Genomic DNA, 22,004 nt, shown 5'->3' with positions numbered 1-22,004 from the left:
TGAAGAATAGCGTGCATAACGTAGCATCAACACGTCGTTGATGACTGCGACACCAACACACCAGGCTTATTCCTGTGGAGTTATATATGAGCGATAAAATTATTCACCTGACTGACGACAGTTTTGACACGGACGTACTCAAGGCTGACGGGCTGACCCTCGTCGATTTCTGGGCAGAGTGGTGTGGTCCGTGCAAAATGATCGCCCCGATTCTGGATGAGATCGCTGAAGAGTATCAAGGCAAACTGACCGTGGCTAAACTGAACATCGATCAGAACCCGGGCACGGCGCCGAAGTACGGCATCCGCGGCATCCCGACGCTGCTGCTGTTCAAGAACGGCGAAGTCGCGGCGACCAAAGTCGGCGCGCTGTCCAAAGGCCAACTGAAAGAGTTCCTCGACGCCAACCTGGCGTAATCGGTTTGCCATTCCGGCGTCCGGATTCCTATTTTTTGTGGAACTCTGGACGCCCGGCCTGAGTCGTGCTAAGTTAATTCCAGACTTCGTTTTAAACATACCTATTGTTTGAATCTTGTTTTACCCAAAGCGTCCCGCAGACTATGCGCGTGAGGCTAATAATTCTGGGCTTATCACTCATTCCGTCTTGTCGTTTCAGTTCTGCGTTCTTTCCTGTGACCAGGCAACGTACAGACACGAGATGAAGCCGCTAACAGGCATGGATGTTCCTGCCATACCATTCACAACATTAAGTTCGAGATTTACCCCGAGTTTAAGAACCCACACCACTATGAATCTTACCGAATTAAAGAATACGCCGGTTTCTGAGCTGATTACTCTCGGCGAAAATATGGGGCTGGAAAACCTGGCTCGTATGCGTAAGCAGGATATTATTTTTGCCATCCTTAAGCAGCATTCAAAGAGTGGCGAAGATATCTTTGGCGATGGCGTACTGGAGATACTGCAGGATGGATTTGGATTCCTCCGCTCAGCAGACAGCTCCTACCTCGCCGGTCCAGACGACATCTACGTATCCCCCAGCCAAATCCGCCGCTTCAACCTCCGCACTGGTGACACCATTTCCGGTAAGATTCGTCCTCCTAAAGAGGGTGAACGTTACTTCGCGTTGCTGAAAGTTAACGAAGTTAACTACGACAAGCCGGAAAACGCGCGTAATAAGATTCTGTTCGAGAACTTAACGCCGCTGCATGCGAATTCGCGCCTGCGTATGGAGCGTGGTAATGGTTCTACCGAAGACTTAACCGCTCGCGTACTGGATCTGGCATCGCCGATTGGTCGCGGCCAGCGTGGCCTGATCGTCGCGCCGCCGAAAGCCGGTAAAACCATGCTGCTGCAGAACATCGCGCAGAGCATCGCGTACAACCATCCTGACTGCGTGCTGATGGTGTTGCTTATCGACGAACGTCCGGAAGAAGTAACCGAGATGCAGCGTCTGGTTAAAGGCGAAGTTGTTGCTTCTACCTTTGACGAACCCGCATCTCGCCACGTGCAGGTTGCCGAAATGGTTATCGAGAAAGCGAAACGTCTGGTTGAGCACAAAAAAGACGTTATCATCCTGCTCGACTCCATCACCCGTCTGGCCCGTGCCTACAACACCGTGGTTCCGGCTTCCGGTAAAGTACTGACCGGTGGTGTGGACGCCAACGCCCTGCATCGTCCGAAGCGCTTCTTCGGTGCGGCGCGTAACGTGGAAGAGGGCGGCAGCCTGACCATCATCGCTACCGCGCTTATCGATACCGGCTCTAAAATGGATGAAGTTATCTACGAAGAGTTCAAAGGCACCGGTAACATGGAACTGCACCTCTCCCGTAAGATTGCGGAAAAACGCGTCTTCCCGGCTATCGACTACAACCGTTCCGGTACCCGTAAAGAAGAGCTGCTGACCACCCAGGAAGAGCTGCAGAAAATGTGGATCCTGCGCAAAATCATCCATCCAATGGGTGAAATCGACGCAATGGAGTTCCTCATTAATAAGCTGGCGATGACCAAAACTAACGACGACTTCTTCGATATGATGAAGCGTTCGTAAGACGGAATACGCCGAAAAAACGCCACGCGATTGCGTGGCGTTTTGTTTTGTAGCTTTGTATGATCCAGGCGGGAAAAGCGCCGCTAGCGTTGCCGTATGATATGCGCGGCGGGTAAGGCAGAAAGGACTTTAACAGTCTAAAATATATACAATAAATTTGTAATGTTCTGCTTTTCCCCTTCAGGAGTGGAGACATCATCGTTATACTCCCCGGATTAACTATGCTGAGAGCACATGTGTTGTGAATTTACTCACTGCTATTACTGAATTAATCAGTGTTTTCTTATTCACGACCCTCTTTATATTTGTTGCCCGTAAAGCAGCGAAAAAAATTGGGTTAGTGGATAAGCCAAACTATCGGAAACGGCATCAAGGTTTGATTCCGTTAGTTGGTGGTATCTCAGTTTATGCCGGTATTTGTTTTACCTTTGCGATTGCCGATTATTATATCCCTCATGCCACGCTGTATCTGGCCTGCGCGGGCGTGCTGGTGTTGGTCGGCGCATTAGATGACCGATTTGATATCAGCGTAAAAATTCGTGCGGTTATTCAGGCCGCGATAGCCGTTATCATGATGACGGCGGGTAATCTGCATCTCAGCAGTCTCGGCTATATTTTCGGTTCGTGGGAGTTAGTCCTCGGCCCCTTTGGTTTTTTCCTCACCCTTTTCGCCGTTTGGGCGGCAATCAACGCCTTCAATATGGTAGATGGCATTGACGGACTGCTCGGCGGGTTATCGTCCGTCTCCTTTGCCGCAACCGGCATCATCCTGTGGTTTGACGGCCAGTACAGCCTGGCAATGTGGTGTTTTGCGATGATTGCCGCCATTCTGCCCTATATTTTACTTAATCTCGGCGCGCTTGGACGTCGCTATAAAGTGTTTATGGGTGATGCCGGCAGCACCATGATTGGCTTCACCATTATCTGGATCCTGCTGGAAACGACGCAGGGCAAAACGCATCCCATCAGCCCGGTGACGGCGCTGTGGATTATTGCGATTCCATTGATGGATATGGTGGCGATTATGTATCGCCGCCTGAGAAAGGGGATGAGCCCATTCTCGCCAGACCGTCAGCATATTCATCATTTGATCATGCGTGCCGGGTTTACTTCCCGGCAGGCCTTTGTCCTGATTACGCTGGCTGCCGCTTTATTGGCGCTGGTCGGCGTAGTGGCGGAATACACCCGTATTGTTCCTGAATGGGTGATGTTAATACTCTTTTTGTTTGCTTTTTTACTTTATGGCTACTGCATTAAGCGCGCATGGAAAGTGGCGCGTCTGGTTAAGCGCATTAGACGCAGAATTCGGCGACACAGCGGCAATAATCCAAATTTAACCAAGTAAAACTGGGGACGTGATGACTCAACCATTACCGGGAGCACAAGCAGTGAACGTTGAGAACGAACTGGATATTCGCGGGCTGTTTCGCGCCTTATGGGCAGGAAAAGGCTGGATAGTCGGCATCGCCGTGCTATTCGCGCTGATCGTTCTTATTTATTCCTTTTTTGCTCGCCAGGAGTGGAGCGCGACGGCAATTACCGACCGGCCGACCGTCAATATGCTGGGTGGATACTATTCGCAACAGCAGTTCTTGCGTAACCTGGATATCAAAGCCGATCTGGCTTCGGTAGACCAACCTTCCGCCATGGATGAGGCATACAAAGAGTTTATTATGCAACAGGCGTCATGGGATACCCGCCGTGACTTCTGGCTGCAGACCGACTACTACAAGCAGCGTCAGTCAGGCAACGCGCGCGCGGATGCCGCGATGCTTGACGATCTGATTAACGATATTCAGTTTATCCCGGGCGACCCGCTGAAAAGCGTCAATGACAGCATCAAGCTGACGGCGGAGACCGCGCCAGATGCCAATAATCTGCTGCGTCAGTACGTCGCTTTCGCCAGTCAGCGTGCCGCCGGTCATCTTAATGATGAGCTGAAGGGCGCCTGGGCGGCGCGTACCGTACAGATGAAAGCGCAGGTGAAGCGTCAGGAAGAGGTGGCGAGCGAGATCTACAACCGCCGCGTGCAGAGCGTCGAGCAGGCGTTGAAAATCGCCCAGCAGCATAACATTTCACGCAGCGAGACCGATGTTCCAGCGGAGCAGCTGCCGGCCTCCGAACTCTTCTTACTGGGCCGGCCGATGTTGCAGGCGCGCCTCGAAAATCTGCAGGCCGTAGGGCCGGAATACGATCTCGACTATGACCAGAACCGCGCCATGCTGAACACGCTAAACGTTGGCCCGACGCTGGATCCACGTTTTCAGACTTACAGATATTTGCGTACGCCGGAAGAACCTGTAAAACGCGATAGCCCGCGGCGCGTATTTCTGATGATCATGTGGGGGATTGTGGGCGCGCTCATCGGCGCAGGCGTGGCGTTAGCACGTCGTCGTGTCCAGTGAATGGGGCCTGTGATGAAGGCTCCGCGCCATCATCACCTAATCGAAGAGAATCGATGTGAAAGTACTAACTGTATTTGGCACGAGACCAGAAGCCATCAAGATGGCGCCGCTGGTCCATGCGCTGGCAAAGGATCCTCATTTTGAGGCAAAGGTTTGCGTAACCGCGCAGCATCGGGAGATGCTCGATCAGGTGTTGAAACTGTTTTCGATTACGCCGGACTACGATCTGAACATTATGCAGCCGGGGCAGGGATTAACCGAGATTACCTGCCGTATTCTGCAAGGTTTAAAGCCGGTACTGGAGTCGTTTAAGCCGGACGTGGTGCTGGTACATGGCGATACCACGACGACGATGGCGGCCAGTCTGGCGGCGTTTTATCAGCGTATCCCGGTGGGCCACGTAGAAGCGGGCCTGCGTACCGGCGATCTGAACTCGCCGTGGCCGGAAGAGGGCAACCGCACGCTGACCGGGCGCCTGGCGATGTACCATTTCGCCCCGACCGCCACCTCGCGCGATAACCTGCTGCGGGAAAATATTGACGCAGAACGTATTACCGTCACCGGTAATACGGTGATCGATGCGCTGTTTTGGGTTCGCGATCGTGTCCTTGGCGATGAGGCGCTGCGCAATGAACTGATGCAGCGCTACCCGTTCCTCGAAGCGGATAAGAAATTAATTCTGGTGACCGGCCACCGTCGCGAGAGCTTTGGTCTCGGCTTCGAGCACATTTGCCATGCGCTGGCGGATATCGCCAGCCATCATCCTGATGTGCAGATTGTTTACCCGGTTCACCTGAACCCGAATGTCAGTGAACCGGTTAACCGTATTCTCGGCCATGTCGCCAACGTGAAATTAATTGAACCGCAGGATTACCTGCCGTTCGTCTGGCTGATGAATCGCGCGTGGCTGATTCTGACCGATTCCGGCGGGATTCAGGAAGAGGCGCCGTCGCTGGGTAAACCGGTACTGGTGATGCGCGAAATGACGGAACGTCCGGAGGCGGTCGCCGCCGGCACCGTGCGGCTGGTCGGCACCGACAGACAGCGTATCGTTGATGAAGTCACCCGGCTGCTGCAGGATGATGCCGCCTGGCAGGCGATGAGCCGGGCCCATAATCCTTACGGCGATGGACAGGCATGCGATCGTATTTTATCCGCCCTTAAAAATAATCAGGTAACGCTATGAGTTTTTCTACCATTTCAGTGATTGGCCTTGGATACATTGGTCTGCCAACCGCTGCCGCATTTGCGTCCCGGCAACGGCGGGTGGTTGGCGTGGACATCAATCAACACGCCGTAGAGACCATTAACCGTGGTGAGATTCATATCGTCGAGCCGGATTTAGCGAGCGTCGTAAAAACGGCGGTTGAACAGGGATATTTAAGCGCCACCACCGTGCCGGTGGAGTCTGACGCCTACCTGATTGCCGTCCCGACGCCGTTTAAAGGCGGACATGAGCCAGATATGGCCTTTGTCGAATCCGCCGCTAAATCTATTGCGCCGACCCTGAAGAAAGGGGCATTGGTGATCCTGGAATCCACTTCGCCGGTCGGTTCGACCGAACAGATGGCCGAGTGGCTGGCGGCGATGCGCCCCGATCTCAGCTTCCCACAGCAGGTGGGCGAGGCGGCTGACGTTAATATCGCCTACTGTCCGGAGCGCGTGCTGCCGGGGCAGGTGATGGTTGAACTCATCAAAAACGACCGCGTAATTGGTGGTATGTCGCCGGTCTGTTCGGCGCGCGCCAGTGAGCTATATAAAATTTTCCTTGAAGGCGAATGCGTAGTGACTAACTCGCGCACTGCGGAAATGTGCAAGCTGACGGAAAACAGCTTCCGCGACGTCAACATCGCCTTTGCTAACGAACTATCGCTGATTTGCGCCGATCAGGGGATCAACGTCTGGGAACTGATCCGCCTGGCGAACCGCCATCCGCGCGTCAATATTCTGCAGCCGGGTCCGGGCGTCGGCGGCCACTGTATCGCTGTCGATCCGTGGTTTATCGTGGCGCAAAACCCGCAGCAGGCGCGTCTGATTCGCACCGCGCGCGAGGTAAACGACCACAAGCCGGAATGGGTTATCGAACGGGTGAAAGCACAGGTTGCCGAGTGCCTGAATGCCAGCAATAAACGCGCCAGCGAACTGACTATTGCCTGCTTCGGCCTGGCCTTTAAGCCTAACATTGATGATCTACGTGAAAGCCCGGCGATGGAAATTGCCGCGCAGATCGCCCGCTGGCACAGCGGCGCGACGCAGGTGGTTGAGCCCAACATTCACGCGCTGCCGAAGAAACTTGATGGCCTGTGTACGCTGGCGACACTTGATGACGCGCTGGCGAGCGCCGATGTGCTGGTGATGCTGGTCGATCACAAAGAGTTTAAAGCCGTTAGCGGCGATAGCGTTGCTCAGGCCTATATCATCGACACCAAAGGAGTGTGGCGGTGAGAACGATTCTGGTCACCGGCGGCGCGGGCTTTATTGGCTCCGCGGTAGTGCGTGAAATCACCCAGCACACCGCCGATCGCGTCGTGGTCGTGGATAAGCTGACCTACGCCGGCAATTTGATGTCGCTGGCGCCGGTGGCGCAGGATGCGCGTTTTGCCTTTGAACAGGTGGATATCTGTAACCGGGCCGAGCTGGATCGCGTCTTTCGCCAGCATCAACCCGATACGGTGATGCATCTGGCGGCGGAAAGCCATGTCGATCGTTCCATCGATGGCCCGGCGGCGTTCATCGAAACCAATATCGTCGGTACCTATACGCTGCTGGAAGCCGCGCGCAGCTGGTGGAATACGCTGACGGCGGAGCAAAAATCGGCGTTTCGCTTCCATCATATCTCGACGGACGAAGTGTATGGCGATCTGCACGGCAGCGATGATTTCTTTACCGAGACCACGCCTTATGCGCCAAGCAGCCCCTATTCGGCCTCGAAAGCCAGTAGCGACCATCTGGTACGCGCCTGGCAGCGTACCTATGGCCTGCCGACGCTTATCACTAATTGCTCGAATAACTACGGCCCGTATCACTTCCCGGAGAAGCTGATCCCGTTGATTATTCTCAACGCGCTGGCGGGAAAACCGCTACCGGTTTACGGTAACGGCCAACAAATTCGCGACTGGCTGTATGTCGAAGACCACGCCAGAGCGCTGTATCTGGTGGCGACCCGCGGCGAACCGGGCGAAACTTACAATATCGGCGGCCATAACGAGCGCAAAAACATCGAGGTGGTGGAAACCATTTGCGAATTGCTCGAAGAGCTGGCGCCGAAAAAGCCGCAGGGCGTGGCGCACTATCGCGATTTGATAACCTTCGTTGCTGACCGGCCGGGCCACGATCTGCGTTATGCGATTGATGCGGCGAAGATTGCACGCGAGCTGGGCTGGACGCCGGATGAGACCTTTACTTCCGGCATGCGCAAGACCGTCCAGTGGTATCTGGCAAATGAGGCATGGTGGCGGCAGGTTCAGGACGGTAGCTATCAGGGCGAGCGTCTTGGGCTGCACGGCTAACTGGCCCAGGAGGGCATGATGAAAGGTATTATTCTGGCAGGCGGTTCCGGTACGCGCCTGCATCCCATCACGCGCGGCGTGTCGAAACAGCTGCTGCCGATTTACGACAAGCCGATGATTTACTACCCGCTGTCGGTGTTAATGCTGGCCGGGATCCGTGAAATCCTTATCATCACCACGCCGGAAGATCAGCGCGATTTCCAACGCCTGCTCGGCGATGGCTCCGAGTTCGGTATCCAATTGCATTATGCCGTTCAGCCGACGCCTGATGGTTTAGCCCAGGCATTTATTATCGGGGAAGCGTTTCTCAACGGCGAACCGGCGTGCCTGGTGTTGGGCGATAATATCTTCTTTGGCCAGAGCTTTAGCCCTAAGCTGCGTAGCGTCGCAACCCGCACCGAAGGGGCGACGGTATTTGGCTATCAGGTGATGGATCCTGAGCGCTTCGGCGTAGTGGAGTTTGATGACAACTTCCGCGCCTTGTCGCTGGAGGAAAAGCCGAAACAACCCAAGTCGAACTGGGCGGTCACAGGGCTTTATTTCTACGATGGAAAAGTGGCCGAATACGCCAAACGGGTCAAACCATCCGAGCGCGGCGAGCTGGAAATTACCTCCATCAACCAGATGTATCTTGAGGATGGCGCGTTAACCGTCGAGTTGCTTGGGCGCGGCTTTGCGTGGCTGGATACCGGCACGCACGATAGCCTGATTGAAGCCAGCATGTTTGTGCAGACGGTAGAGAAGCGGCAGGGCTTTAAAATCGCCTGTCTGGAAGAAATAGCCTGGCGTAACGGCTGGCTTGATGATGACGGCGTCAAACGCGCCGCGAAGCGGCTGGAAAAAACCGGCTATGGCCAATACTTGCTGGATCTCCTCCGTGCCCGCCCGCGCCAGTATTGAAGCGCTGGAGTGGGAAAACCGCTTCTTCGCCGTTAATAGCGGCATCGTTCGCTTTGACGAACGCGCGCCGCTGCTCACCGCTGAAGCCCTGGCGGGATGGTCGCGAGTGCAGGCGAAAGTCGCCGCCAGCGACACCGCCCGGCTGGATGCGCTACAGGAGATCGGTTTTCAACTGGTGGAAGGCGAGGTCGATCTGGCGTTGCCGGTAGGCGAGCCGGCTGATGCTGGCGCCGAATGGGCCGTCGAAGGCGATATTGCGCGACTGCGCGAACTGGCGGCGCAGGCCTTTGCCATGAGCCGTTTTCGCGCTCCCTGGTACGCCGCTGACGCCAGCGGCCGTTTCTACGCGCAATGGATTGAAAACGCGGTACTGGGAACCTTTGATCACCAGTGTCTGTTATTTCGCGCGTCCGATGGCGACATCCGCGCATTTGTTTCTTTGCGTCAGCTCAATGACACCGACGCGCGTATCGGCCTGTTGGCCGGGCGCGGCGCTGGCGCCGAGCTTATGCAGGCGGCGCGCCACTGGGCGGCGCAACGCGGGCTTTCTACACTGCGGGTGGCGACCCAAATGGGCAACACCGCCGCGCTTAAACGTTATATTCTCAGCGGTGCGAATGTGGAAAGCACCGCGTACTGGTTATACAGGTGACACGATGATTCCATTTAACGCACCGCCGGTGGTGGGAACCGAGCTCGATTACATGCAATCGGCGATGAACAGCGGCAAGCTTTGCGGCGACGGCGGTTTTACCCGTCGCTGCCAGCAGTGGTTTGAACAGCGCTTCGGCACCGCGAAGGCGCTGCTGACGCCATCCTGCACCGCGTCTCTGGAAATGGCGGCGCTGCTGCTGGATATTCAGCCGGGCGATGAAGTCATCATGCCCAGCTATACCTTTGTTTCCACCGCCAACGCCTTTGTGCTGCGCGGGGCGAAAATCGTCTTCGTCGATATCCGTCGCGATACGATGAATATTGATGAGTCGTTGATAGAAGCGGCGATCACCGATAAAACCCGGGCGATCGTGCCGGTGCATTATGCGGGCGTGGCCTGTGAGATGGACACCATCATGGCGCTCGCCGCCAAATATAACCTGTACGTGGTGGAAGACGCCGCGCAGGGCGTGATGTCCACCTATAAGGGCCGCGCGCTGGGCACCATCGGCCATATCGGTTGCTTTAGCTTCCATGAGACGAAAAACTACACCGCGGGTGGTGAAGGCGGCGCAACGCTTATCAACGATCCTAAATTGGTGGAACGCGCGGAGATCATTCGCGAAAAAGGCACTAACCGTAGCCAGTTCTTCCGCGGTCTGGTGGATAAGTACACCTGGCGCGATATCGGTTCCAGCTATTTGATGTCCGATCTGCAGGCCGCGTATCTCTGGGCGCAGCTGGAAGCCGCTGAGCGGATTAACCAGCAGCGCCTGATGCTGTGGCAAAATTATTATGACGCGCTGCTGCCGCTGGCGCGCGCGGGCCGTATCGATCTGCCGGCGGTGCCAGCGGATTGCGGGCAAAACGCGCATATGTTCTACATTAAGCTGCGGGATAACGATGACCGGGCGGCGCTGATTAACTGGCTGAAAGAGGCAGAAATTCTGGCGGTGTTCCATTACATTCCGCTACATAGCTGCCCGGCTGGCGAACAGTTCGGCGAGTTCTGCGGCGAAGATCGTTATACCACCCAGGAGAGCGAACGCCTGTTGCGTTTACCGCTGTTCTACAACCTGTCTGCGGTAAACCAACGGACGGTGATTAACTCGCTGCTGAGCTACTTCTCCTGATATGTCGTTGGCAAAAGCATCACTGTGGACCGCGGCGTCCACGTTAGTCAAAATAGGCGCCGGTCTGCTGGTGGTAAAGCTGCTGGCGGTCTCATTCGGCCCGGCGGGCGTAGGCCAGGCCGGTAACTTCCGGCAACTGGTCACCGTCCTTGGCGTACTGGCTGGCGCCGGGATTTTTAATGGCGTCACTAAGCTGGTTGCCCAACATCACGACGATCCGCTACGCCTGAAGCAGGTGGTCGGGACGTCGTCATCAATGGTGCTCGGTTTTTCCACTCTGCTGGCGCTGGTCTTTTTGCTGGCGGCGGCGCCGATAAGCCAGGCGCTGTTCGGGCATTCGCACTATCAGAATCTGGTACGTCTGGTGGCGCTGGTGCAGATGGGGATCGCGTGGGCCAACTATCTGCTGGCGCTGATGAAAGGTTTTCGCGATGCGGCGGGTAACGCTTTTTCGCTGATTGCCGGTAGCCTGATTGGCGTGGCGGCCTATTACGCCTGTTACTACTTCGGTGGTTATCAGGGGGCGCTGTTAGGGCTGGCGTTAGTCCCCGCGCTGGTGGTGGTTCCTGCCGCCATTATGCTATGGCGACGTGGCGCGATCCCGCTGAGCGCGCTACGTCCGCGTTGGGATAACGGCCTTGCAGGGCAGCTATCGAAATTTACCTTGATGGCGCTGATTACCTCGGTGACGCTGCCGGTGGCCTATGTGATGATGCGTAATCTGCTGGCGGCGCATTACGGCTGGGAGGCGGTCGGCATCTGGCAGGGGGTGAGCAGTATCTCGGATGCCTACCTGCAGTTTATTACCGCTTCCTTTAGCGTATATCTGCTGCCGACGTTGTCGCGGCTGAGCGCCAAAACGGACATCACGCGTGAAATAGTGAAGTCGTTGAAATTCGTCCTGCCGGCGGTGGCGGCGGCGAGCCTGACGGTCTGGCTGCTGCGCGATTTTGCCATCTGGTTACTGTTTTCCGCGCGCTTCACCGCTATGCGCGACCTGTTCGCCTGGCAGTTAGTGGGCGATGTTTTAAAAGTTGGCGCTTACGTTTACGGCTATCTGGTGATCGCCAAAGCGTCATTGCGTTTTTATATTCTGACGGAAATCAGCCAGTTCACGCTGCTGACCGCATTTTCACACTGGCTTATTCCGGCGCACGGCGCACTTGGCGCGGCGCAGGCGTATATGGCCACTTATATTGTTTATTTCGCCCTTTGTAGTGGCGTGTTTTTACTCTGGCGTAAACGGGCATGACAGCACTGATACACGTACTGGGATCGGATATCCCGCACCACAACCAGACCGTATTGCGGTTCTTTAACGACGAACTGGCCGCCGACGCGCGGGCCAGGACGTTTATGGTCGTGGGTGATGCGACAGGTATGCGCGAGGCGTATCCGGCGCTGGAAATTACCTGCTACCCGGGTAAAAAATCGCTGGCGCAGGCGGCGATCGCCAAAGCGAAAGCCGATCGCCAGCAGCGCTTTTTTTTCCACGGTCAGTTTAATACCGGTCTGTGGCTGGCGCTGTTGAGCGGCGGGATCCGACCGTCGCAGTTTAACTGGCATATCTGGGGCGCGGATCTGTATGAAAACTCAGCCAGCCTGAAATTCCGTCTGTTTTATCCTCTGCGCCGCATGGCGCAAGGGCGAGTAGGACGCGTTTTCGCCACCCGCGGCGATCTCAGCTGGTTTGCGAACCGCCATCCGCGAGTGCCGGGCGAACTGCTGTACTTCCCGACCCGCATGGATCCATCGCTAAATTCCCTTGCCGATACCGCCCCGCGCGGTGACACCCTGACCATTCTGGTCGGAAATTCCGGCGATCGTAGTAATGAGCATATTGCAGCGCTAAAGGCGATTTATCAGCAGTTTGGCGATACGGTGAATGTCATCGTACCGATGGGCTATCCGGCCAACAATGAAGCCTACATTGATGAAGTTCGTCAGGCGGGAGCGGCGCTGTTTAGTCGCGAGCATCTGCAGATCCTCAGCGAGAAGCTTGAGTTTGATGATTATCTGGCGCTGCTGCGCCGCTGCGATCTGGGTTATTTCCTGTTTGCGCGCCAGCAGGGTATCGGCACGCTGTGCCTGCTGGTTCAGGCGGGTATTCCCTGCGTGCTCAATCGCGAAAATCCGTTCTGGCAGGATATGACCGAACAACAGATCCCGGTGCTGTTTACCAGCGATACTCTGAATGTCGACGTGGTGCGCGAAGCACAGCGCCAGTTAGCGAGCGTTGATAAAACGCAAATCGCTTTCTTCCGCCCGAACTATCTGGCGGGCTGGCAGCGGGCGTTACAGCTGGCAGCGGAGGATCGGGTATGACGTTAATGCAATTTAGCGGGCTATTGGTGGTCTGGCTGCTGTCGACGCTGTTTATCGCCACCGCCACCTGGTTTGAGTTCCGCCGCGTGCGCTTTAACTTCAACGTCTTTTTCTCGTTGTTGTTCCTGCTCACCTTTTTCTTCGGCTTCCCGTTAACCAGTATCCTGGTGTTCCGCTTTGACGTCAGCGTGGCGCCGCCGGAGATTTTGCTGCAGACGCTGCTGGTTGCGGTGTGCTTCTACGCCATCTACTACGTGACCTACAAAACGCGACTGCGTCCGGCATCGCGTGATGTTCCACGTCGCCCGCTGTTCACCATGAACCGGGTTGAAACCCATCTGGCCTGGGGGATTTTGATGGGGCTGGCGCTGCTGTGCGTCGGTATCTTCTTCGCCCACAACGGTTTTCTGCTATTTAAGCTCAATTCATACAGCCAGATATTCTCTGCGGAAGTGTCCGGCGTGGCGTTAAAACGCTTCTTCTACTTCTTTATTCCGGCGATGCTGGTGATCTATTTCCTGCGTCAGGATTACAAGGCGTGGATTTTCTTCCTGGTGAGCACCGTCGCCTTTGGCCTGCTGACCTACGCGATCGTTGGCGGCACCCGTGCTAATATCATAATCGCTTTCGCTATCTTCCTGTTTATCGGCATTATTCGCGGCTGGATCAGCCTGTGGATGCTGGCGGCGGCGGGCGTGCTGGGTATTGTCGGCATGTTCTGGTTGGCGTTGAAGCGCTACGGGATGAACGTTAGCGGCGATGAAGCGTTTTATACTTTCCTCTATCTCACGCGTGATACCTTCTCGCCGTGGGAGAACCTGGCGCTGCTGCTGCAGAATTACGACAAGATTGAGTTCCAGGGGCTGGCGCCGATGATCCGCGACTTCTACGTCTTTATCCCCGGCTGGATGTGGCACGGTCGCCCGACAATGGTGCTGAATACCGCCAATTACTTCACGTGGGAAGTATTAAACAACCATTCGGGGCTGGCGATATCGCCGACGCTGATCGGTTCGCTGGTGGTAATGGGCGGCGTATGGTTCGTACCGCTGGGCGCCGTCGCGGTAGGGCTTATCATTAAATGGTTTGACTGGTTGTACGAACTTGGCAATCGGGAGAGCAATCGCTACAAAGCGGCTATCCTGCACAGTTTCTGTTTCGGCGCTATCTTCAACATGATAGTGCTGGCACGCGAAGGGTTGGATTCGTTCGGCTCCCGCGTGGTGTTTTTCCTCGTGATCTTTGGTATCTGCTTGTTAGCGGCGAAATTGCTGTACTGGCTCCTGGACAGCGCAGGATTGATTCATAAGCGGGTGAAGCCGCTTTCGCAACCGCAGGTATGATAAGGATGAACATGACTGATAACACTTCCGCGCCGCAGTATGCGCTGCGAGGGCTGCAGCTTATTGGCTGGCGCGACATGCAGCATGCGCTCAACTATCTCTTCGCCGACGGCGAACTGCGTCAGGGAACGCTGGTCGCGATCAACGCCGAAAAAATGCTGGCGGTAGAAGATATCCCGGAAGTGCGTGCGCTGATTGAGGCCGCCGAGTTTAAATATGCCGACGGCATCAGCGTCGTGCGATCATTACGCAAAAAATATCCGCAGGCTGAGGTGTCGCGCGTTGCCGGCGCCGATCTGTGGGAAGCCTTAATGGAGCGCGCCGGGGCGCAGGGAACGCCGGTGTTTCTGATTGGCGGCAAGCCCGAGGTGCTGGCGGAGACGCAAGCGAAGCTACGTGAACGCTGGAAGGTGAATATCGTCGGCAGTCAGGACGGCTATTTTTCCGCCGATCAGCGCCAGCAGTTGTTTGAACGGGTACGCGACAGCGGGGCGAAAATTGTCACCGTCGCGATGGGATCGCCGCGCCAGGAAATTCTGATGCGCGACTGTCGACTGGTGTATCCCGCCGCGTTGTATATGGGCGTTGGCGGCACTTATGACGTCTTTACCGGCCACGTTCACCGGGCGCCAAAATTCTGGCAGAACCTGGGGCTGGAGTGGTTCTATCGCCTGCTCCTGCAGCCGAGCCGCATCAAAAGACAGTTCCGTCTACTGCGCTATTTACGTTGGCATTATTCCGGCAAGCTCTGATATTCCACTGCAACCAGACGAGATTGCATACATATTCTGTGTAATCTCTTCACTCGCCTGATACTTTATTTGCCATTTCCGTAAAATTAATTAACCATTCGCATGCTTCAAACGCGTGGGGGAGACCTGCGCGTCGGCAAGGCTATGGTTTCAATGAATAACAATAACCGGGAGTACCCGGAGTACAGCAAACACAAGAGGCTTTATGACTGAGAAAAAAGCGGAACTCCAGCGTGGACTGGAGGCCCGGCATATTGAGCTAATCGCGCTAGGCGGGACGATTGGCGTAGGGTTATTCATGGGTGCGGCAAGTACGCTGAAGTGGGCCGGTCCGTCCGTCCTGCTGGCGTATATTATCGCCGGTTTATTTGTCTTCTTTATCATGCGTTCGATGGGCGAGATGTTGTTCCTCGAACCAGTAACCGGCTCATTCGCCGTTTACGCACATCGCTACATGAGCCCGTTCTTCGGCTATCTCACGGCCTGGTCATACTGGTTTATGTGGATGGCGGTGGGGATATCTGAGATCACCGCCATCGGGGTATACGTGCAGTTCTGGTTCCCGGAGATGGCGCAGTGGATCCCGGCGCTAATTGCCGTCGGACTGGTGGCGTTGGCTAACCTGGCGGCAGTGCGTCTGTACGGCGAGATCGAGTTCTGGTTTGCGATGATTAAAGTCACCACCATTATCGTGATGATTGTCATCGGTCTGGGCGTCATCTTCTTTGGTTTCGGCAACGGCGGACAGTCGATCGGTTTTGGCAACCTGACCGAGTATGGCGGCTTCTTCGCCGGCGGCTGGAAAGGCTTCCTGACGGCGCTGTGTATTGTCGTCGCCTCTTATCAGGGCGTTGAACTTATCGGTATCACTGCCGGGGAAGCGAAAAACCCGCAGGTCACGTTGCGTAGCGCGGTAGGCAAGGTGCTGTGGCGTATCCTGATTTTCTACGTGGGGGCGATTTTCGTTATCGTGACTATCTTCCCGTGGAACCAGATTGGCTCGACCGGTAGCCCATTCGTTCTCACCTTCGCCAAAATCGGCATTACCGCGGCGGCGGGGATTATCAACTTCGTGGTGCTGACCGCCGCGCTGTCGGGCTGTAACAGCGGGATGTATAGCTGTGGACGCATGTTATATGCGCTGGCGCGTAATCGTCAGCTACCGGCGGCAATGGCCAAAGTGTCGCGTCAGGGCGTACCGGTAGCGGGCGTTGCGCTGTCGATCGTGATTCTGCTAATCGGTTCGTGCCTGAACTACATTATTCCTAACCCGCAGCGCGTGTTTGTCTATGTCTATAGCGCCAGCGTGTTGCCGGGGATGGTGCCGTGGTTTGTGATCCTGATAAGCCAGCTGCGTTTCCGCCGCGAGCATCAGCAGGCGATGGCCAGCCATCCGTTCCGTTCGCTGTTGTTCCCGTGGGCGAACTATTTGACGATGGCATTCCTCGTTTGTGTGCTGATCGGCATGGGAATCAACGATGAAACCCGGATGTCGCTCTTTGTCGGGATTATTTTCCTTGCCGCAGTGACCCTTATTTATAAGGTTTTCGGCCTCGGCAAGCGGGGAAATCTCGATAAAACGGCGGAATAAGCGCCAAAGCGCACAAACTGTGAGCAAATAGAAATTTTATTTAAAAAGGCACTAGACAGGGGTGGGGGAAGTCCGTATTATCCACCCCCGCAACGGCGCTAAGCGCCCGTAGCTCAGCTGGATAGAGCGCTGCCCTCCGGAGGCAGAGGTCTCAGGTTCGAATCCTGTCGGGCGCACCATTTACCCGGTGCTGGAGCTGCGGTGGTTTTAATACCGCGTAAAAGAATTGTTGTGGTGGCTATAGCTCAGTTGGTAGAGCCCTGGATTGTGATTCCAGTTGTCGTGGGTTCGAATCCCATTAGCCACCCCATTATTTGATAGAGTTGTGAATTGCGAAGGTGGCGGAATTGGTAGACGCGCTAGCTTCAGGTGTTAGTGTTCTTACGGACGTGGGGGTTCAAGTCCCCCCCCTCGCACCACGACTTTAAAGAATTGAACTAAAAATTCAAAAAGCAGTATTTCGGCGAGTAGCGCAGCTTGGTAGCGCAACTGGTTTGGGACCAGTGGGTCGGAGGTTCGAATCCTCTCTCGCCGACCAATTTTGAACCCCGCTTCGGCGGGGTTTTTTGTTTTCCGGTTTTCTCCAGTCGTCTTTTATCCCGCTGATCTTCCTCGTAAAAAATAGGTTCCACGTCTGCGAATTATTGTCCGGAATTGTCCCAAATGATTGCTGCGATAGATGCAATCTCGCTGGATCCTGTGCGATAATAACCGGGTAGATGCTCATTCCATCTCTTATGTTCGCCTTTGTGCCTCATAAACTCAGGAATGATGCAGAGCCGTACTTACGGTGCTTATCGTCCACTGATAGATGTCGCATTTCATATGTCTCATCAAACACCATGGACATAACGTTGAGTGAAGCACCCAATTTGTTGTCAAACAGACCTGTTTTAACGCCTGCCCTGATTTCAGCGCAGGCGTTTTTTTCTTTCAGGGGTAGGCTATTTTTTCGCGAGAGAAGGGCGCTATCGCCCCGAACGAGGCGATAGCGTTATCGTGAATTACTGCTGAGGGTTATTGTGTAGCGTCAACAGCAGGCCGTCACGGCGCATGGTCGCCGCTTCTTCCGGCTGGTGCAGGCGGTCGAGCGCATCGGCAAGCCACGCGTAATCAAAGGCATCCGGGCGCTGCTTAAGCGCGGCGCGGAAAGCGATACTGGCCTCCTGCCATTCACCGTGACGCATCAGCGACTGGCCCAGGGTGCTCCACAGCAGCGGACGGTCGCCGACGGCTTTGATCTGCTGGCGCAGCACTTTCTCCAGTTGTTCAGGATTATTGGTCTTCAGCCGCGGGATTGGCATAACCAGGCGGTCGTCGTACTGTTTCTTCAGGCCATCGATAATAATCTGCTGTGCGGTGTCGTGATCGTCGCTCTCGATCAGGCGTTCGGCCATCGCCACCTGCAGCGGTATCAGGGCGCGCGTTTTACGGCTCTGGTTGCGCCACCACTCGCGTAGCCCTTCGCTACCGCCGTCGGCCAGCGCTTTGTCCATCAGGCCAATCCACGCCAGCTGTTCCAGCGCGGCGCGGTGCTCTTCATCCCCCACGTTGGCTTTCGCCATGGATGGAATGATGTCCAGCAGCGAATTCCACGCGCCGGTACGGGTATAGGCCTGCTCGGCAAGACGCAGCACCTCCGGATGACGCGGGGTCACTTCCAGTAGCTTATCGATGCCGTGACGGGCGGCGTGGTTTTCATTACGCGCCAGCTGTAGGCGCACGCGGGTGATTTCAACCGGGATCAGGTCATCGCCAGCCAGTTCGGCGGCACGCTCAAGATGCTGATTGGCGCGAGCTTCATCGCCGCGCTGTTGGGCCGCTTCCGCCGCTAACAGATAGTTCACTACCGGTTGTTCGGCGTGATCGGCATTTTTCGCCATCAGCTTTTCAACCTGTTGGTAATCGCCTTCCGCCAGTTTCAGCAGCGCTTGCTCGGTTTGCTTACGCGCGCGGCGGCGCTTACGGCCGACGAACCAGCCGCGCGTGTGCGCGCCGGTACGGAAAATGCGGCGCAACAGCCATTCAATGGCGAACAGCACCACCATTGCGAGGATCAGGATGATCACAAGGCCCGTCACGCTGGTTTCGATATTATAGTTATCGGTCTGGATTAGAACGTAGCCCTGGTGGCCCGCGATCATCGGGCCGACGACGATCCCGGCGATCAGCAGTGCGAAAAGCAGGAGAATTTTCAGCATCGGTTATTCTCCTTGCGGCGCAGGGGCTGGCGCGGTCGGTGCTGGCGTCGGCGTCGGAGCGGCTGCCGCAGGCTGGGCCATTAAATTACGCACCCGAGTTTGCATCAGCTTTTCCAGCAGGCTCTGGCTCTGCAACGTTTCCGGTACGCTCATGGTGATACTTTGCTGACTGAGCTTATCCACCTCTTCAAGGAAAGCCTTGGTAGTGGCGTCTTCAGTATCGTAATAGGCGCGTACCCAGGTGGAGACGTTTTCCAGCGCCTGCTTATAGGTTTCTTCCTGATGACGCGGCACCGCCTGCGCGGCAACCAGCAGACGAGAGCGGATATTTTCGCGCAGATAGACATCCTGATTCGGCGCTAACAGCGGCACCGCCGTTTCGTCACGGCGACGTATGGTAATGAAGCTATCCATAAAGTTCTGCCAGCTTTTCTGCAGGTTAACGCGCCATTCGCCAATGGAGCTGGAGAGCTCGTCGCTGTCGGCATCCATCGGAGAATCATCGTCGTTATTATCAGCCAGACGCAGATTGTCGATTTGGTTCGCCAGCTGGTTAACCTTGAGGATAATGCCGTCGTAATCGACCTGACTTACCGCCGACAGCGAAGCGATGTCATCGGTGATGGCGCGGCGCGCGCCGATAAGGCTTGGGTCGTTCATATCGGCGAGACTGGCATCGGCGCTTTTCAGCAGCGCGGCGGCGGTCGTCACATCCTGATCGCTCCACAGCTTACGCCCCGCCAGCTTAACCAGGAAATCAGCCTGCGCCAGCAGCCAGGTTTTGGCGTCGCTGCCGGAAATCACGGCGACTTTTTGCTGTAGCTCATCAAGCTGTTTCGTCAGGGTTTCCTGTTCGCGTTTGGCCTCGCTCAACCGATCGGCCTGCTGTTTGATAATGCCTTCCAGCTCGCTCTTCTGGCTGTCCTGCGCTTTTTGCAGCGCTGCGATCTGGCTTGATAATTCCGAGCTGGTTTCATTTTGGCGCGTGGATTGCTGTTTATTCAAACCATACAGGCCAATACCGGCGGCGAGGGCGATAGCGATAGCAATCGCGCTGAGCGCCAGGCTGGTTTTGTTGCCGGCCTTTTCCTTCTCGTTGTTTTCTGGCTGTGGTGTGGTTTCCACGGCCTCCCTGGTCTCTTCAACCACGGCGGATTGATTTTGTTGTTCCGTCATTATGGCTTCCAATGTTGAGAGTTATTGTAATGCGCGTAGCAGCGCATCGTTGTCGGCGTTATCGGCAACCTGAATATCCTGCCAGCCCAATTCCCGGGCCTGAAGGGCCAGACGTTCGCTGACAACGACAAGGCTACAGTGCAGCAGCCACCGTTCGCGATACCACTGGGGTATTAACGACCACAGCTGCTGCAGCATCTCGCCGCTGGTGACCACCAGCGTAGTGACTCCACGAGATTGCCAGCGCATAGCCTCTTCCGCACCATCATAGTACTTTGCACAACGTTGATAACATTCACAAAATGTTACTTCGGCGCCGCGTTCACGCAGCGTGTCGCCTAATAATTCCCGCCCGCCGTTGCCGCGCAGAATCAGGGCTTTCTTGCCCGCAATGTTTTGTAATTCAGGTAATTGTAGCAAGACTTCGCTGATTTCCCGATCTAACGGGTAACGGATATTTTTACCACTGACCGTATGCAGAGCCAGCGCGGTGGTGCGGCCTATCGAGAAATAGGCCGGATCGGAGGGCCAGCGTTGGCTCTCCTGCAGCAGACGGGCATGGGCGAATTCCACCGCATGCTGCGATAGCGCAAACAACAAATCGTCCGCGCCTAATGCCGCCAGCTGGCGCGGGAGCGCTGCCAGCTCCCGCCCCGGCGTGAACTCAATCAGCGGAAAGCTCCAGGCCACGCGTCCCAGCGCGCGCAGGCGGCTGACTAACTCTTCACCTTGCGGTAGCGGACGGGTGACCAGGATGCTCATCGTGGGGCTTCTCCATCATAGACCGCCGCGAGGATATCGCGGGCGCCGTTATCCAGTAGCTCTTCCGCCAGCGAGACGCCGAGCGCCTCTGCCTCTTCCGGCCGGCCGCGGCGTTCACCGCGCACGACCAGCGACCCATCCGGCGCGCCCACCAGCGCCCGTAGCCACAGCTCACCATCGCGCAGTTCGGCATAGCTGCCAATCGGCACCTGACAACCGCCTTCGAGACGGGTGTTCATCGCCCGCTCGGCGCGCACGCGCACGGCGGTTTCCGTATGGTTAAGCGGCGCTAACAGCGCTTTGGTCCATTCATCGTCAAGGCGGCATTCGATACCTACCGCGCCCTGGCCGACGGCCGGCAGAGATTGCTCAGGCGAGAGCGGCTGGCGAATACGCGCTTCCAGTTTCAGCCGCTTCAACCCGGCGGCGGCGAGGATAATAGCGTCATACTCGCCGTTATCGAGTTTGCCTAATCGCGTGCCAACGTTGCCGCGTAGCGAACGGATCACCAGATCGGGGCGCTCTGCCGCCAACTGGCATTGGCGACGTAAACTTGACGTGCCAACGATGCTGCCGGCCGGCAGATCGTCAATTGAGGCATAGTGATTGGAAACAAATGCGTCGCGCGGATCTTCACGCTCGCAGATGGTGACCAACCCCAGGCCTTCCGGGAATTCGACCGGGACATCTTTCATCGAATGGACGGCGATATCGGCGCGTCCTTCAATCATGGCGAGCTCTAACTCTTTCACAAATAAGCCCTTGCCGCCCACCTTTGCCAGCGGGGTATCAAGGAGCACGTCGCCGCGGGTGACCATGGGCACCAGCTCAACGGAAAGCCCCGGATGACACGACTCCAGGCGCTCTTTCACATAATGTGCCTGCCATAGCGCAAGCGGGCTTTGCCGTGTGGCAATTCTCAAAACTTTGTCTAACATGCTTGTTACCGTCATTGTCGACCACGAGCCATCCTAACATTGTTGCTTTAGGGATGTTAGTTTCACGGTTAATGTGGGATGCTGGCACGATGTCCTTTAGCGTTTCATGCGGCTGCGGTTGCCGCAAGCGTAGTGGGGAATTTACACCCGGCAAACGGTGCTACACTTGTATGTAGCGCATCTTTCTTTACGGTCAAACAGCAAGGTGTTAAATTGATCACGTTTTAAACCATTTGTCAGCCAGCAGTTCATCACAACCACACCGATGACGAATGGTGACGGTTCTTGTTGAAATACTGAAATCCTCC

The 22,004-nt window shown here is 55.9% G+C and carries 20 protein-coding genes and 4 tRNA genes; 20 read left to right on the top strand and 4 right to left on the bottom strand.

All coding sequences use genetic code 11. The annotated features are described in order from the left end of the window. Window positions 1-86: 86 nt before the first annotated feature. From trxA to KGA69_RS05850, 20 genes are all read left to right on the top strand, one after another. Window positions 87-416 (top strand): thioredoxin TrxA, encoded by a 330-nt coding sequence (gene trxA, locus KGA69_RS05940; protein ID WP_002883224.1) that lies wholly within the window; start codon window positions 87-89, stop codon window positions 414-416. Window positions 417-559: 143 nt separating this feature from the next. Continuing rightward, complete coding sequence (locus tag KGA69_RS24305) at window positions 560-661, top strand: rho operon leader peptide (RefSeq protein WP_131631697.1); 102 nt, start codon at window positions 560-562, stop codon at window positions 659-661. Window positions 662-747: 86 nt separating this feature from the next. After that, window positions 748-2,007 carry a transcription termination factor Rho gene (gene rho, locus KGA69_RS05935; protein ID WP_002883293.1) on the top strand — a complete coding sequence of 420 codons (1,260 nt, stop codon included), beginning with the start codon at window positions 748-750 and terminating at the stop codon, window positions 2,005-2,007. 241 nt (window positions 2,008-2,248) lie between these two features. Further along, window positions 2,249-3,352 (top strand): UDP-N-acetylglucosamine--undecaprenyl-phosphate N-acetylglucosaminephosphotransferase, encoded by a 1,104-nt coding sequence (wecA, locus tag KGA69_RS05930; RefSeq protein ID WP_015368885.1) that lies wholly within the window; start codon window positions 2,249-2,251, stop codon window positions 3,350-3,352. A gap of 13 nt (window positions 3,353-3,365) precedes the next feature. Next, window positions 3,366-4,412 carry an ECA polysaccharide chain length modulation protein gene (wzzE, locus tag KGA69_RS05925; RefSeq protein ID WP_047045682.1) on the top strand — a complete coding sequence of 349 codons (1,047 nt, stop codon included), beginning with the start codon at window positions 3,366-3,368 and terminating at the stop codon, window positions 4,410-4,412. Between the two features lie 55 nt (window positions 4,413-4,467). Then, window positions 4,468-5,598 carry a non-hydrolyzing UDP-N-acetylglucosamine 2-epimerase gene (gene wecB, locus KGA69_RS05920; RefSeq protein WP_072048022.1) on the top strand — a complete coding sequence of 377 codons (1,131 nt, stop codon included), beginning with the start codon at window positions 4,468-4,470 and terminating at the stop codon, window positions 5,596-5,598. Further along, window positions 5,595-6,857 carry a UDP-N-acetyl-D-mannosamine dehydrogenase gene (gene wecC / locus KGA69_RS05915; protein ID WP_047066626.1) on the top strand — a complete coding sequence of 421 codons (1,263 nt, stop codon included), beginning with the start codon at window positions 5,595-5,597 and terminating at the stop codon, window positions 6,855-6,857. Before wecB ends, wecC begins: the two co-directional genes overlap by 4 nt. Beyond that, entirely contained in the window at window positions 6,854-7,921 is a 1,068-nt protein-coding gene (gene rffG / locus KGA69_RS05910; RefSeq protein WP_213292902.1) for a dTDP-glucose 4,6-dehydratase, read from the top strand. The genes wecC and rffG overlap by 4 nt, the downstream gene beginning before the upstream one ends. 18 nt (window positions 7,922-7,939) lie before the next feature. Continuing rightward, window positions 7,940-8,821, top strand: coding sequence for a glucose-1-phosphate thymidylyltransferase RfbA (rfbA, locus tag KGA69_RS05905; RefSeq protein ID WP_015368880.1), 882 nt, complete (start codon window positions 7,940-7,942; stop codon window positions 8,819-8,821). Next, the gene (rffC, locus tag KGA69_RS05900) at window positions 8,799-9,473 is read left to right on the top strand and encodes a dTDP-4-amino-4,6-dideoxy-D-galactose acyltransferase (protein WP_045395562.1); all 675 of its coding nucleotides are present in this window, start codon (window positions 8,799-8,801) and stop codon (window positions 9,471-9,473) included. The genes rfbA and rffC overlap by 23 nt, the downstream gene beginning before the upstream one ends. Before the next feature lie 4 nt (window positions 9,474-9,477). Next, complete coding sequence (gene rffA, locus KGA69_RS05895; RefSeq protein ID WP_045395563.1) at window positions 9,478-10,608, top strand: dTDP-4-amino-4,6-dideoxygalactose transaminase; 1,131 nt, start codon at window positions 9,478-9,480, stop codon at window positions 10,606-10,608. Window position 10,609: 1 nt separating this feature from the next. After that, window positions 10,610-11,860 carry a lipid III flippase WzxE gene (wzxE, locus tag KGA69_RS05890; RefSeq protein WP_045378694.1) on the top strand — a complete coding sequence of 417 codons (1,251 nt, stop codon included), beginning with the start codon at window positions 10,610-10,612 and terminating at the stop codon, window positions 11,858-11,860. Next, window positions 11,857-12,933: a TDP-N-acetylfucosamine:lipid II N-acetylfucosaminyltransferase gene (locus KGA69_RS05885; RefSeq protein WP_047045691.1), complete on the top strand. Its 1,077-nt coding sequence runs from the start codon at window positions 11,857-11,859 to the stop codon at window positions 12,931-12,933. Before wzxE ends, KGA69_RS05885 begins: the two co-directional genes overlap by 4 nt. After that, a complete protein-coding gene (gene wzyE / locus KGA69_RS05880) occupies window positions 12,930-14,276 on the top strand; it encodes an ECA oligosaccharide polymerase (protein ID WP_213292901.1) in 1,347 nt (448 codons plus the stop codon). Before KGA69_RS05885 ends, wzyE begins: the two co-directional genes overlap by 4 nt. 11 nt (window positions 14,277-14,287) lie before the next feature. Next, entirely contained in the window at window positions 14,288-15,028 is a 741-nt protein-coding gene (wecG, locus tag KGA69_RS05875) for a lipopolysaccharide N-acetylmannosaminouronosyltransferase (RefSeq protein ID WP_045395568.1), read from the top strand. A 205-nt stretch (window positions 15,029-15,233) separates the two neighbouring features. Beyond that, on the top strand, window positions 15,234-16,619 hold the full coding sequence (gene thrP, locus KGA69_RS05870; protein ID WP_213292900.1) for a bifunctional threonine/serine APC transporter ThrP: 1,386 nt from the start codon (window positions 15,234-15,236) through the stop codon (window positions 16,617-16,619). A gap of 102 nt (window positions 16,620-16,721) precedes the next feature. After that, window positions 16,722-16,798: transfer RNA gene (locus KGA69_RS05865), tRNA-Arg, on the top strand. 55 nt (window positions 16,799-16,853) lie between these two features. After that, window positions 16,854-16,929 (top strand) — tRNA-His (locus KGA69_RS05860). Window positions 16,930-16,951: 22 nt separating this feature from the next. Continuing rightward, a tRNA-Leu gene (locus tag KGA69_RS05855) sits at window positions 16,952-17,038 on the top strand. Between the two features lie 42 nt (window positions 17,039-17,080). Beyond that, window positions 17,081-17,157: transfer RNA gene (locus KGA69_RS05850), tRNA-Pro, on the top strand. A 466-nt stretch (window positions 17,158-17,623) separates the two neighbouring features. Here the strand turns inward: KGA69_RS05850 and hemY are convergent. From hemY to hemC, 4 genes are read right to left on the bottom strand one after another with little or no spacing between them, the layout of a single operon-like run. Then, the gene (gene hemY / locus KGA69_RS05845; RefSeq protein WP_042894676.1) at window positions 17,624-18,820 is read right to left on the bottom strand and encodes a protoheme IX biogenesis protein HemY; all 1,197 of its coding nucleotides are present in this window, start codon (window positions 18,818-18,820) and stop codon (window positions 17,624-17,626) included. Between the two features lie 3 nt (window positions 18,821-18,823). After that, the gene (gene hemX, locus KGA69_RS05840; protein ID WP_213292899.1) at window positions 18,824-19,996 is read right to left on the bottom strand and encodes a uroporphyrinogen-III C-methyltransferase; all 1,173 of its coding nucleotides are present in this window, start codon (window positions 19,994-19,996) and stop codon (window positions 18,824-18,826) included. A 21-nt stretch (window positions 19,997-20,017) separates the two neighbouring features. Next, complete coding sequence (gene hemD, locus KGA69_RS05835; protein ID WP_045395574.1) at window positions 20,018-20,758, bottom strand: uroporphyrinogen-III synthase; 741 nt, start codon at window positions 20,756-20,758, stop codon at window positions 20,018-20,020. Beyond that, entirely contained in the window at window positions 20,755-21,696 is a 942-nt protein-coding gene (gene hemC, locus KGA69_RS05830) for a hydroxymethylbilane synthase (RefSeq protein ID WP_045395576.1), read from the bottom strand. The genes hemD and hemC overlap by 4 nt, the downstream gene beginning before the upstream one ends. Window positions 21,697-22,004 lie beyond the last annotated feature (308 nt).

This window comes from Klebsiella sp. A52 (genome assembly GCF_018388785.1).
Classification (GTDB): domain Bacteria; phylum Pseudomonadota; class Gammaproteobacteria; order Enterobacterales; family Enterobacteriaceae; genus Klebsiella; species Klebsiella aerogenes.
The sequence above is the reverse complement of the archived record's forward strand: the minus strand, read 5'-3'. Positions and strand labels throughout refer to the sequence as shown.